The sequence below is a fragment of the Acinetobacter sp. MD2 genome (assembly GCF_035615575.1).
GTDB lineage: Bacteria > Pseudomonadota > Gammaproteobacteria > Pseudomonadales > Moraxellaceae > Acinetobacter.
Window position 1 is genome coordinate 181,849 of sequence record NZ_VTDK01000005.1, and the last position, 12,367, is coordinate 194,215.

Annotated in this window: 10 protein-coding genes, 1 tRNA gene and 1 pseudogene; 8 read left to right on the top strand and 4 right to left on the bottom strand. The window is 41.5% G+C overall.

Annotated features, from left to right (window positions below; genetic code table 11):
- Positions 1-50 precede the first annotated feature (50 nt).
- Positions 51-1,484, bottom strand: a complete 1,434-nt coding sequence (locus tag FXN70_RS08975; protein ID WP_324647121.1) for a pyridoxal phosphate-dependent aminotransferase — start codon at positions 1,482-1,484, stop codon at positions 51-53.
- Between the two features lie 223 nt (positions 1,485-1,707).
- On the opposite strand from FXN70_RS08975, the gene msrB reads away from it, so the two are divergent.
- From msrB to FXN70_RS11990, 3 genes and pseudogenes are all read left to right on the top strand, one after another.
- Complete coding sequence (gene msrB, locus FXN70_RS08980; protein ID WP_324647122.1) at positions 1,708-2,127, top strand: peptide-methionine (R)-S-oxide reductase MsrB; 420 nt, start codon at positions 1,708-1,710, stop codon at positions 2,125-2,127.
- A complete protein-coding gene (locus FXN70_RS08985) occupies positions 2,124-2,609 on the top strand; it encodes a glutathione peroxidase (protein ID WP_324647123.1) in 486 nt (161 codons plus the stop codon). Before msrB ends, FXN70_RS08985 begins: the two co-directional genes overlap by 4 nt.
- A gap of 43 nt (positions 2,610-2,652) precedes the next feature.
- Positions 2,653-2,797 (top strand): annotated as a pseudogene (locus FXN70_RS11990) (AraC family transcriptional regulator); the annotation flags it as partial.
- Between the two features lie 114 nt (positions 2,798-2,911).
- On the opposite strand, the gene FXN70_RS08990 reads toward FXN70_RS11990, so the two are convergent.
- On the bottom strand, positions 2,912-3,661 hold the full coding sequence (locus tag FXN70_RS08990) for a YebC/PmpR family DNA-binding transcriptional regulator (RefSeq protein ID WP_324647124.1): 750 nt from the start codon (positions 3,659-3,661) through the stop codon (positions 2,912-2,914).
- 107 nt (positions 3,662-3,768) lie between these two features.
- The gene (locus FXN70_RS08995) at positions 3,769-4,332 is read right to left on the bottom strand and encodes a 1-acyl-sn-glycerol-3-phosphate acyltransferase (RefSeq protein WP_324647125.1); all 564 of its coding nucleotides are present in this window, start codon (positions 4,330-4,332) and stop codon (positions 3,769-3,771) included.
- 253 nt (positions 4,333-4,585) lie between these two features.
- Between FXN70_RS08995 and FXN70_RS09000 the strand changes: the two genes are divergently transcribed.
- Positions 4,586-4,675, top strand: a tRNA-Ser gene (locus FXN70_RS09000).
- A 374-nt stretch (positions 4,676-5,049) separates the two neighbouring features.
- Here the strand turns inward: FXN70_RS09000 and FXN70_RS09005 are convergent.
- Complete coding sequence (locus FXN70_RS09005) at positions 5,050-5,847, bottom strand: MipA/OmpV family protein (RefSeq protein WP_324647126.1); 798 nt, start codon at positions 5,845-5,847, stop codon at positions 5,050-5,052.
- A 119-nt stretch (positions 5,848-5,966) separates the two neighbouring features.
- Between FXN70_RS09005 and FXN70_RS09010 the strand changes: the two genes are divergently transcribed.
- The 4 genes from FXN70_RS09010 (at position 5,967) to FXN70_RS09025 (ending at position 12,151) form a co-directional block, all read left to right on the top strand.
- Positions 5,967-6,659: a response regulator transcription factor gene (locus FXN70_RS09010; protein WP_324647127.1), complete on the top strand. Its 693-nt coding sequence runs from the start codon at positions 5,967-5,969 to the stop codon at positions 6,657-6,659.
- On the top strand, positions 6,656-7,837 hold the full coding sequence (locus tag FXN70_RS09015; protein ID WP_324647128.1) for a sensor histidine kinase: 1,182 nt from the start codon (positions 6,656-6,658) through the stop codon (positions 7,835-7,837). Before FXN70_RS09010 ends, FXN70_RS09015 begins: the two co-directional genes overlap by 4 nt.
- Positions 7,838-7,934: 97 nt before the next feature.
- Positions 7,935-9,065: an efflux RND transporter periplasmic adaptor subunit gene (locus FXN70_RS09020; RefSeq protein ID WP_324647129.1), complete on the top strand. Its 1,131-nt coding sequence runs from the start codon at positions 7,935-7,937 to the stop codon at positions 9,063-9,065.
- Positions 9,062-12,151 (top strand): efflux RND transporter permease subunit, encoded by a 3,090-nt coding sequence (locus FXN70_RS09025; protein ID WP_324647130.1) that lies wholly within the window; start codon positions 9,062-9,064, stop codon positions 12,149-12,151. Before FXN70_RS09020 ends, FXN70_RS09025 begins: the two co-directional genes overlap by 4 nt.
- The last annotated feature ends 216 nt before the right edge of the window (positions 12,152-12,367 follow it).

Sequence of the window (12,367 nt, forward strand, 5' to 3'; positions counted from 1 at the left end):
TAAAATAACAATGCCAGCAATATTGCTGGCATTTTTTATAGTGTACGATTCTAGCGTAAAGTCGCTAAATAGCGTCCAATGCGCGTAATCGCTTCTTTTAATTCATTTTCGGCAGGTAGGAATACCACGCGGAAATGATCGGGTGTTGGCCAATTAAAGCCCGTACCTTGCACCAGTAACACTTTTTCTGCGCGTAACAAATCAAGCATCAGCTTTTCATCGTCTTGAATCGGGTAGATTTTTGGATCTAGTTTAGGGAAGCAGTACATTGCACCTTCGGGTTTTACGCAGCTAACACCTGGAATTTCATTGAGCATATTCCATGCAATATTGCGTTGTTCGTACAGGCGGCCACTTGGGCGGATTAAATCGTTAATCGATTGATAGCCGCCCAAAGCTGTTTGAATGGCATATTGTGCTTGGTGGTTTGCACATAAACGCATAGAAGCGAGCATGTCTAAGCCTTCAATATAATCACTTGCGCGTGATTTATTGCCTGTAATGACCATCCAACCCGAACGAAAACCTGCAATTCGATACGATTTTGATAAACCATTAAATGAAATACACAATTGATCGCCTGCAAGTGCGGCTAAAGCGACATGTTCAATTCCATCGTAGACAATTTTGTCGTAAATTTCATCTGCAAATAAAATCAGATCGTATTTTTTTGCCAGTGCGACAATTTGTTCCAAAATATGGCGTGGATAAACTGAACCTGTTGGATTGTTCGGGTTAATGACCACAATACCACGCGTGTTTGGCGTAATTTTGGCTTCCATGTCGGCAAGGTCTGGATACCAGTGATTCTCTTCATCGCACTTATAGTGAATGGCTGTGCCACCCGATAAATTTACTGCCGCAGTCCAAAGTGGGTAGTCAGGCATTGGAATGAGCATTTCATCGCCATCATTCAATAAACCTTGCATAGACATAACAATGAGTTCTGAAACGCCATTGCCGACATAAACATCATTCACGTGCATGTCGCGAATGCCTTTTTGTTGGTAATACTGGCAAATGGCTTTGCGGGCAGGGAAAATGCCGCGCGAGTCGGTATAGCCAATGGCATTGGGTAGGTTTAATGCGACATCATTAATAATTTCTTGTGGTGCTTCAAAGCCAAAAGGGGCGGGGTTGCCAATGTTCAGCTTAATAATTTTATGACCTTGTTCTTCCATTTCGTTGGCGGCACGTAGCACTGGCCCACGAATGTCGTAGCAAACATGCTCGAGTTTCGATGATTTTTTAATTTCACGTGGGGATTGATGCGGAGTGTTCATCTTGTGCGCCTCGAAAGGAGTGGGGATTATTGTTTTTGCATAACGATATAAATAGCTTTTAAATGTTTCTGTTGTGACTAAATCCAGTCCATGTTGTGCTTTGAGTAAGCCAACAATCTTTTCGTGGGTGAAGCCTTGGTCTTGATATTGCTTGATGATCGGCAACAGATTTTTAAAAACAACGCTTTTCTTTTGTGACATTTTAGATGCCTAAATAAAAGTGAGCTTAAGATTATCATTATTTTTGCTTACCTAGTAGTGTGGCTGAACTAAAATTGCTTTTTATTTTTGTAATTTGCTTTCTTTTTGCTTTTTTATGTTTTGTGCTTGATAAATTCATTGTAGGGGACTAGAAATTTTACTGTGAATCACGTAAATATAAGATAATTTTATTTGAAACAGCATAATAACCAAGGAAACAGCCATGGGAAAAGTAAATAAATCAGATCGTGAGTGGCAAAGATCGCTGTCAGCAGAAGAATATCGCATTACCCGTCAGAAAGGGACAGAAGCACCTTTTACAGGAAAATATTGGAACAGTCACCAATCGGGTGTGTATGTTTGTCGGTGCTGTGGTGCGGAATTGTTTAGTTCTGATGCGAAATATGACAGCGGTTGCGGCTGGCCAAGTTTTTATAAGGCACTTAATAATAGTGCAATTGAGGAGCATGAAGATGTGTCACATGGAATGGATCGTGTAGAAATTGTATGTCATCAATGCGATGCACATTTAGGCCATGTTTTTGAAGATGGTCCACAACCTACGGGATTGCGTTATTGTGTCAACTCGGCATCTTTAGACTTAAAATCACAACAAAAAAGTGATGAGGGAACCTATCCATGACACATCTGTATCAATTTGAAGCTGAGCGTTTAGATGGACGTGTTGAGTCCATGCAGGACTATCAAGGCAAAGTCCTGTTAATTGTTAATACGGCAAGTAAGTGTGGGTTTACTCCACAGTTTGCAGGGTTGGAAAAACTTTATCAGCAATATAAAGACCAAGGCTTGGTTGTGCTAGGTTTTCCATGTAATCAATTTGGGGGGCAAGACCCTGCTGCCAATAGCGAAATTGGCGATTTTTGCCAGAAAAATTATGGCGTCAGTTTTCCAATGTTTGCCAAAGTGGATGTGAAAGGCCCAGAGGCGCATGCAATTTTCCGTTTGCTTACTCGTGAAGCGAAGGGCATTTTAGGTAGTCAGCAAATTAAGTGGAATTTTACTAAGTTTTTAGTGGGGCGGGATGGTGTGGTTTTAAATCGTTATGCACCAACCACAAAGCCTGAGAACTTGGTGAAAGATATTGAGGTTGCATTAGCCGTTTGAGTTGCTTAAATATAAAGATGTAAGGCGCTGCTGTGGATGATTGATGGATAAAACGGTGAAGTTTTGGGTTGATCCGCGCATGCCTTATATTGAAACTCGCCAAGCATGTCAAAGTCTGGTCTGCTATCAATCACATCGCCATCCGACTTTTTTAATGGGCGCTATTGACGAAGGTGAGAGCTCATTTAGTCGTTATTTTACCCAAGCGGAAACCATTCAAAAAGGCAGTGTTGTTGGTTTAATAACAAACAGAAAAAAGGGATTCAACGATGGAATCCCTTTTTTATCGTATTCATCAGACCTTAAGCGTCTAATTGTTCAAGTACTTCATCAGAAAAATCAACATTGGTGTAGACGTTTTGTACATCGTCTAAATCTTCAAGCATATCAATCATTTTCATGATTTGTTTGGCTTGGTCGATATCTGTAATTTCGGCCTTTGTTGAAGGGCTCATTACCACTTCTGCATTGTCAGATTTTAAGCCTGCCGCAGTTAACGCATCTTGCACATCACCAAAGCTTTCAGGTGAGGTGATGACTAAAATTTCAGTTTCGGTAATTTCGATGTCATCTGCGCCTGCTTCTAAAGCAACATCCATGATGCGGTCTTCTAAGCTCACGTCTTCAAAGGTAATTTCGCCGCGCTTCGTAAATAAATAAGATACTGAACCGTTAGTACCTAAGTTACCGTTGGTTTTGCTGAAGCAGTGACGTACGTCTGGTACGGTACGGTTCAGGTTGTCGGTCATGGTTTCCACAATTACCGCAACACCACCAACGCCATAGCCTTCGTAGGTTACTTCATTTAAATCGTCGTTATCTTCACCACCAGCACCACGCTGAACAGCACGGTTGATCGCATCACGTGTCATATTCACAGATAATGCTTTTTCAACGACTGCACGTAAGCGGGGGTTGCTTGCTGCATCGCCACCGCCAAGCTTAGCTGCAGTTACAATTTCACGAATATATTTGGTGAAAACTTTAGCACGGCTGGCATCTTGTTTTGCTTTACGATGCTTTGTGTTTGCCCACTTAGAATGACCCGCCATGTAAATATGCTCCTAAAAAGATTGGTCTATGCCATATCAAAAAACCGCGTGATTTTAGCATAATCAATTTTGTTAAACAAAGAGGATTTCATAAAACCTGATAAACTTTAAGGGTTTTGTGGCTCTGGAATCAGAATGTCTAACTTTGCGAGTTCTTTATACATTTTTTGTAAGGTTTGTAAATCTTCATCTAAATTGTTGGGATAAATTTTTCCAATAATGCCACCTTGTTTGGTGCGCGGATTGGCATACATTAACACAATTGGCACATTGGCTGCTTTGGCAATATGCCAAAAACCTGTGCGAATCGGTTTACGGTCTTCACCATTTTTAGCACGAGTGGCTTGTGGGGCAATCACAAGATTAAATTTATCATTGGCATTAAATAACTCGACCATTTGTGAGACAATATTTTGGCTTGATTTACGGTCGACAGGGATCGCGCCAATTAAATTTAAGATCGGTTTGAGTGGCCCTTTAAAAAGCTCTTTTTTCATTAAAGTATGGATTTTAATATCTACAATTTGGCATAAAGCAAGGGAGAGTACAGCATCCATCATCGAACTATGTTCAAAGCCAACAAGGACTTGTTTATCTTCTAGAATGCCTTCAGGCACATGATAATTCCATCCTGAAAGTTTAAACGTGAGTTTGCCGAGTTGCTTTTTCATATCAAATGATGCCTTTAAGGTAGAAAATATTGCAATTGGTCTTGATTGTAGGGGAAAGCAGGTAGAAAGAGTAGTATTTGTATGCAAGTGCCTAAGGCAAATATTTTTTCGGTTTGTGTTTATTTGTTCATGGGTGATTTTTGTTTCAATTTTGGCTAATTGTCATGTTTTTTGTACGGCTTTTAATCGAATAGAAATTTTAAGTGAAAAAATATTTGCCAAAATTGAACTTTGCTTATATTATGGCGCACATGGAAGCGTGGCAGAGCGGTTTAATGCACCGGTCTTGAAAACCGACGAGGGTGTGAGTCCTCCGTGAGTTCGAATCTCACCGCTTCCGCCAAATTCAAAACAAAGCCCTGACAATGTCAGGGCTTTGTTGTTTTCGGGTTTATCAACGTACGTTTGTAGTAAGCAAAATAAAAAATGAACGTATTATAAATCTATATATTTCATAGTAGTATCTCAGAAAGTTTGGTCTCTGAAAAATCGGACACGGTTCAACATCCATAGCTAGTATTTATGCATGGTGGATGATTTTAAGGTTAATTATTCGTTCAATTACTCATGGTAAAATTAGAGTAGATTAACTGTTTATTAATCTATTCTAGGTTGAATAAACATTTGTAGCTAGTTCCATCAACTAACATTTTTTTTGTGCTTTAGCAACCACTTCCCATTCATCATAAGACAGAATGGGAAGACAATACGCTCAATCTAAAAACTATAATTCAAACCAATATTTGAAATCAGTCGATTGCGCTGTTGAATAATCGGACTGGCTTGAATATGGTCTGCTAATCTTAAATAGGTCACGCCTGTAAAAATTCCCCAATCTGCATTAAATTGGTGAATCCAATTTAAATTCAGCTCGGAATCTATCAGTCCACTTGAGGTGTGATAGCTTGAAAAGCCACTGGCCATACTTTGTTGTGGCGTAACGCCATAATGTGTATTGATATAACGCGCATCCGCAGCGCGTATTGTGCCTTGTAATACTACGGTATTATGTTTGGTCTGAAGCGGAACCACCGTTAGCGATGCTTGAAGTTGTGAACCTTGGTTGTGTGTGAGTGGTAGCGTTACTTTAACCTCTGGAATCAGCCACGGGCGGATTTGCCAACCCACCGCAATTGCAGTATTTAGACTGGTTTTAATCTGCCCCAAACCTTTTAGTCGGTTTGAACCCTCTCTCCAGTTCGAATTTTTATCATCACGTCCAAGGTCGTAACCTAAGCTATGTTCTAAATACAGCCCATTACTTGCTGGCAAATCGTAGCCAATGCCTTTTTGCGTATCGACAAAAAAAGCTTTATAGCGATATTGAATAAGTGGAAGTATTTGATAATAGTCATCTTTACTTCCCGAATAACGCGGTGAATTTTGAACAACCACGCCAACTAGATTGGGAGATTGATCGGCATCTGCATCGCTTTGTTGAGTATCTTGTGCATTAGAGAATGAACAAAAAATCACACTCAGTACAAAACAGTAGATTTGTGGTTGAAATTGCATTAAGTTCCTCTTCACCTGAGTTCAACAGGTTGCTATAGTTTTATCAGTTCAAATAACTTTATCTGTTGTGTATCAATAGACATTCAGGAAATATTCAAGAATGTGTCAAGGCAATCAAAGTGAATAAAGAAACAGCATTAATCATTGAAGATGATCAGGATGCGGCAAGTATTCTTGAAGCATATTTAAGACGTGAAAATTTTGACGTATTGATTGCTTACGATGGTAAAAAAGGCCTAGACATGGCTTTGCGGATGAAACCGAGTATCGTCTTGCTCGATGTTATGCTACCGCTGATGAATGGCACAGAAGTTCTCTCAATGCTACGCAGAAAGACCGATATTCCTGTAATTATGCTCACAGCAATGGGTGATGCCAGCGATAAAATTGGCGCACTTCGTTATGGCGCAGACGATTATGTGGTCAAACCGTATCATCCCGGCGAGGTGATGGCACGTGTACAAGCAGTTTTGCGGCGTTTAAAGCCCGCGCGGGATAGTGCTGAAATTTTAAAATATCAAAACCTAAGTGTTGATGGTGTGGCCATGACCGCCATAATTGAACATGAGACGACACGCCATCTTCTCGATTTAACTCCAACCGAATTTCAGTTGCTGACCAGTTTGGTCCGTTCGCCACTCAAAGTATTTACCCGATTCGAACTTTTAGAAGTTTGTTCACCTGAAAGCAATGCACTTGAGCGCGTGGTCGATACACATATTTATAATTTAAGAAAAAAACTGGAAAGCGCAGGCTTGCTTGGCGTGGTGATTAATGTTCGTGGCATTGGTTATCGGTTTGCATCGCCATGAATCATACCAAGTCACACAGTTTATGGCGCTGGTTTAGCCTACGGATTCTTTCATTGGCGATAGGTAGTATTGTGCTGATTGGACTGTGCATGTGGTTGCGTTATTACCTTTTAAATTGGTGGGTACTCAGGCAAATGCCAGTGGCAACCCAACAAGAATTTTTATATTTACGCCATCATTCAGGGACGGATTCGCCGCGTTTTCACTATTTGGTCGATACTTGGTTTGGGCCTGCTTTTTCAGATCCTTCTATTAACTCAACCGATTGGACATTATTGGGAATCTTGGTCATTGTGGTGATTCCTGTCATGGTGATTTTTGGTCTTCGTGCGGCACGACCGTTAGCGCTTCAATTTAGTCATCTTGCACAAGCGGCGCAGTCGGTGAGTGAAGGACAGTTCTCCGTGGTTGCACCACAAGAAAAAGCAGCGCCAGAGGAATTACTGCAATTAACGCATGATTTTAATACGATGGCGCAGCAGTTGGCGCGCTATGAAAAAGAATTACGCCATTCGCATGTGGCGCTTGCACATGAATTACGTTCGCCACTTACCGCAGCAATTGGCCGTTTACAAGGCATGCGCGATGGCGTGTTTCCGCTAGAACCACAGCAACTAGATTTATTAATGCGGCAGATGCAGCATTTAAATCAGTTGATTGGTGACTTACATTTTTTATCCCTTGTCGATGCCAATCAATTAAGTTTGAATCTGCAAGCCTGTTGTTTGCATGACATTTTGGCGGAACGCATGAACTGGTTACAACCCGATTGTTTGCAATCGGACTTTGTTATTCATAATGCTATCAATCCTGCACTTTATGTGAATGCCGATCCCTTCCGGTTGGGGCAACTCATCAGCATTTTGCTAGAAAACAGCTTGCGTTACGCTGCCGAAGGAAAAAAGATGAGCATACAATCGATTGAAACATTCAACGAAGTGACTTTAGAATTTCGAGATTATGGCGCAGGCGTTTCGGAAGAATTTTTGCTACAAATCTTTCAGCGTTTTACTCGTGCAGAGCATTCCCGTGCGCGTCATTCGGGCGGCAGTGGTTTGGGCTTATCTATTGCAAAAGCGATTGCTGAAGCACATCAGGGAAGTTTAAGCGTGAAAAATCATCCAGAAGGTGGATTGTTATTTCGTTTAAGCCTAAATAAAAATAGTGAGAAAAAATAGATTTTGAGCAAGGCAATTGACAATATCTTGATAAATTATTGGATATCTCTCGATTTAGCCTTGCTGTAATAACAACATCAGATTTGAGTTGTGATCTATGTTGTTATTTTATTCCTTGGCTTGCCATAAGCCGTTTGATTTTTCCCGATTAACAAAAACACTGCGTCAAATTGGGCTATCGGTGGCGATGGTCTTACACATTACAGCATGTTCACAACAAAAGCCTGAACCACCACAGCCACGACCAGTACAAACCATCATTGCCAAAGTGAACACCGAAACAGCGCAAGCGCAATATGTCGGTGAAGTTGTTGCCCATACTGACACCTTGCTTGCTTTTCGTTTGGCTGGTCGGGTACTACAAGTTCATGCCGATATTAGCGATCAGGTTAAAGCAGGTCAGGTTTTGGCCACTTTGGATGATGCAGACAGCAAAAATCAGCTAGAGAGTCTGCGTGAAAATTGGGCCGATGCTCAAACTGCAACCCAACTCAGCAAAAGTAATTTACAAAGAATGCAGGCACTTGCCAATACTGGTGCAATTTCAGCAGCTGACTTAGATCAAGCGCAAGCCAATTACCATTCGGCCCAAGCGAGGCAGCAAAGTTTGCTCGCCAATGTGAAAAACGCACAACAAAATTTGGGCTATAACCAACTGCTTGCACCTGTATCTGGCGTGATTTTAAATCGTAGCGTGAATGTCGGGCAGGTTATTGAAGCTGGACAACAAGCCTTTGAGATTGCATCGAATGATACCCGTGATGCGGTTATGCAAGTGGCTGAAAGTCAGCGTTTGAGTTTGCAGCATCTTAAAAATATGCGAGTTCAGCTTATTTCCGATCCAAACATTAGCGCAAAAGCCACCTTGCGTGACATCAGCCCACAAGCCAACCCCGATACACGAACATGGCGTGTACGATTATCTTTAATTGATGTACCCGCGCAAATGGCACTGGGTTCGGCTGTAAGTGTGACTACAGATGATTTTTCGGCGCCGCAAACCATTAAAATTCCTGCCTCTGCACTGACACGAGATGGGGCAAAAGCGGCGGTTTTTGTGGTCAATGCAAATCAGACCCTTATGCTGCGTGCAATACAGATTGACCATTACAGCGCAGATGATATTTACATTCGTCAAGGGCTGAAATCGGGTGATCGTGTTGTAACAGCTGGGGTGAATAAATTGATTTCAGGTGAAAAAGTCGCTTTGCAGGAGGCAGATCAATGAAATCTAACACGCCACTGCGCAGCTTTAATTTATCTGACTGGGCGATTCAGCATCAACAATTCATGATTTTTTTGATGGTGATGATTATGCTTGCCGGCGGATGGGCTTATCAACATTTATCTAGAGAAGAAGATCCTTCATTTACCATAAAAACTGCGGTGGTTTCTGCACGTTGGTTGGGTGCCAATAATCAGGACATGGTGAATCTGGTCACCAATCGTTTAGAACAAAAAATTCAAGATTTACCTTATTTGGATGATGTGCAAAGTTATACCCGTTCTGGGCAAACCACTATTTTTGTGAATTTACGTGACGATACGCCGCCGAATCAGGTGCCTTTATTGTGGAATAAGCTTCGCCATCAAATGGATGATGTGCGTGTAAATCTACCGCAAGATGTGCAAGGCCCAGTGGTGAATGATCAATTCGATGATACTTTTGGCACCATTTATGGTTTTGTGGCCGACCGTGGTTTTTCCAATATTCAGCTGCAAGACAAGCTTGATCAAATCAAACAACGTCTGCAATCTATTCCGAATATGGGCAAAATTAGTGTGCTTGGTGTGCAAAATTCACAAATTGTTCTACGTTTTTCACCGCAGAAAATCGCCAGTTTGGGTTTAGATTTAGAGCGTGTGGTGAAAGCCATTCAAGCGCAAAACAGTGTCGTCCCCATTGCTCCATTACGTACCCGCCAAGATCAGGTGGAATTACAGGTTTCGGGCGCGTTTAAAAATGAAGATGATTTAAAACACGTGGTTTTACATATTGGCTCGCAATTTATTGCATTGACGGATATCGCAAATATTGCAGTTGAACATCAATCACCACCGCAACCTGAATTTCATGTCAATGGTCAGCCGGCAATGGGGCTTGCAATCGCTATGGCCAAAGGTGGCAATATTTTAAAGTTTGGTGAAGATGTTAATCAAGCAATGCAACAGATTCAACAGCAATTGCCGGTTGGAATGGATATGCTCAAAGTTGCCGATCAGTCTCAAATTGTGCACAGCGCGGTAGGTGAATTTTTGCAAGTGTTGCTTGAGGCCTTGATGATTGTGATTGCCGTTTCATTTCTTTCTTTAGGTTTACGCCCAGGTTTTGTGGTTGCCGTTGCCATTCCATTGGTTTTGGCATTGACCTTTTTAGGCATGTATTTGACCGGCATTGGCTTACAGCGCATTTCTTTGGGTGCGCTGATTATCGCCTTAGGTTTATTGGTTGATGATGCCATGATTACGGTTGAAACGATGGTGTCCGAACTTGAAAAAGGACAAACCCTGCGTATTGCCGCAACAACAGCATTTAAAACCACGGCTTTTCCAATGCTGACTGGCACATTAGTGATGATTTGTGGATTTATTCCGGTTGGTTTTGCTGCATCCAGTGCTGGAGAATATTGTTATTCGATGTTCGTGGTCATTTTAATTGCATTACTCAGTTCGTGGCTTGTTGCCATCTTATTTTCACCGCTGTGTGGAACGTGGATGATGCGTAAACTCCAATTTTCTGCATCATCTCATCAACATAATAATTGGTTTTATAAAAGCTATGCGCACATTTTAGCATCAGCATTGAAGCATAAAATGCGGACATTGCTGCTCTCATTGGCGTTATTATTTTTTGCCTTATTGGGCGTAACGCAACTTAAAGGTGAGTTTTTCCCGACATCAGATCGGTCTGAATTATTGGTGAGTTTAACCTTACCGCAAAATGCAACCCAACAAGCCACTAAAGCACAAGTGCAGCGTTTGGAGCATCTTTTACAAGGGCGTACAGAGATTGATCATTATTCAAGTTATATTGGTTCGGGCGCGGTGCGTTTTTATTTGCCAATGGATGTGCTTTTAGACAATGAAAACATTGCACAATTGGTGATTGTGGCGAAGGATTTCGACTCTCGTCAAAAATTACAGCAATGGTTGCAAAAAATCATCTCTCAACAATTTCCACAATTGATTACGCGTATTTCGCCTTTAGAACTTGGGCCTCCTGTTGGCTGGCCGATTAAATATCGGGTCACTGGTGAAAATATGAATACAGTCAGAGCAATTGCCAGTGAACTTGCAGGGCAATTAAGTCGGCAGCCTGAAAGCCGAGAAGTGAATATGACCTCAGGAGAACCACAACGGCAGATTCATATCAATATTAATCAAATTCAAGCACGTGCCGCAGGGTTAAGTACTGAACAAATCACGTCACAACTGGCAACCATTTTTTCAGGGCAATTGGTTACACAGTTACGACAGGGGACACATTTAATTGACGTGGTGCTTCAAGCAGATGCGCAGTCTGAGCAGCAACCTGAAATTTTAAAACAGCTGAAATTGACCAACGCGACTGGCGAAAAAATTCCTTTAGAACAGGTGGCTCAAATTGAATGGGGCGTGGATGATCCTGTTATTTGGCGCAGACAACGCCTGCCATTTATTATGGTGCAAAGCGATATTGCTGCGAATTTAAATGCAGAGTTTGTGTCGACAAAATTTGCCAACCAAGTCGACAAACTGCGTGTGCATTTACCTGCTGGTTATTCAATTGAAGAAAAAGGCAGTGTTGCCGAATCAGACAAAGGCAATGCTTCGGTCTTTGCTATTTTACCCATAACGGTACTTTTGATGTTGATTTTACTGTTTATTCAATTACAGCAGTTTTCTAGAGTTGTACAAGCCGTTGTTATTACACCATTTGGATTAATCGGTGTGGTGATGGCAATGTGGCCAACCGCAACACCGATGGGCTTTGTGGCCTTATTAGGCATTATTGCCCTTAGTGGCATGATTATTCGTAATGCCGTAATTTTAATTAGTGAGATAGACCGACATTTACAGCAAGGTGTTGTACTTGAACAAGCCATTCAAATGGCAGCATTACATCGCTGTCGTCCAATTTTACTCACTGCATGTGCGGCCATATTGGGAATGATTCCAATTTCTAGGCAAGTATTTTGGGGGCCGATGGCTTATGCCATGATTGGCGGGCTGGTTGCGGCAACCATCTTCACATTAACATTATTACCTGTGTTGGTCAGCTTAATGAATGATTTTGAGAAAAGGTTTAAAAGATATTTGCGTATAGAGCCTTAATAGTAGCCACTTATTTTCATACCCACTTGTTAATGAGTGGGTATTTGATTGATGAATAAAGAATTAGCAATCCCGACTGTTCAAATGTAGCGCTAATATCCACTTTTATTGTAATACCTCTTCATCATGCACTAGCTCAGGAAATTAGTTTTAACATTCAGCCTCCAATTTAATTTCGCTATCCAACTTAAATGGTTAATGACGGAGTTGAATCAC

What these genes read in the sequence shown, in the direction of transcription:
- FXN70_RS08975 (WP_324647121.1), bottom strand. Translation starts at nt 1,484, where the DNA reads ATGTCACAAAAGAAAAGCGTTGTTTTTAAAAATCTGTTGCCGATCATC.
- msrB (WP_324647122.1), top strand. Translation starts at nt 1,708, where the DNA reads ATGGGAAAAGTAAATAAATCAGATCGTGAGTGGCAAAGATCGCTGTCA.
- FXN70_RS08985 (WP_324647123.1), top strand. Translation starts at nt 2,124, where the DNA reads ATGACACATCTGTATCAATTTGAAGCTGAGCGTTTAGATGGACGTGTT.
- FXN70_RS08990 (WP_324647124.1), bottom strand. Translation starts at nt 3,661, where the DNA reads ATGGCGGGTCATTCTAAGTGGGCAAACACAAAGCATCGTAAAGCAAAA.
- FXN70_RS08995 (WP_324647125.1), bottom strand. Translation starts at nt 4,332, where the DNA reads ATGAAAAAGCAACTCGGCAAACTCACGTTTAAACTTTCAGGATGGAAT.
- FXN70_RS09005 (WP_324647126.1), bottom strand. Translation starts at nt 5,847, where the DNA reads ATGCAATTTCAACCACAAATCTACTGTTTTGTACTGAGTGTGATTTTT.
- FXN70_RS09015 (WP_324647128.1), top strand. Translation starts at nt 6,656, where the DNA reads ATGAATCATACCAAGTCACACAGTTTATGGCGCTGGTTTAGCCTACGG.
- FXN70_RS09020 (WP_324647129.1), top strand. Translation starts at nt 7,935, where the DNA reads ATGTTGTTATTTTATTCCTTGGCTTGCCATAAGCCGTTTGATTTTTCC.
- FXN70_RS09025 (WP_324647130.1), top strand. Translation starts at nt 9,062, where the DNA reads ATGAAATCTAACACGCCACTGCGCAGCTTTAATTTATCTGACTGGGCG.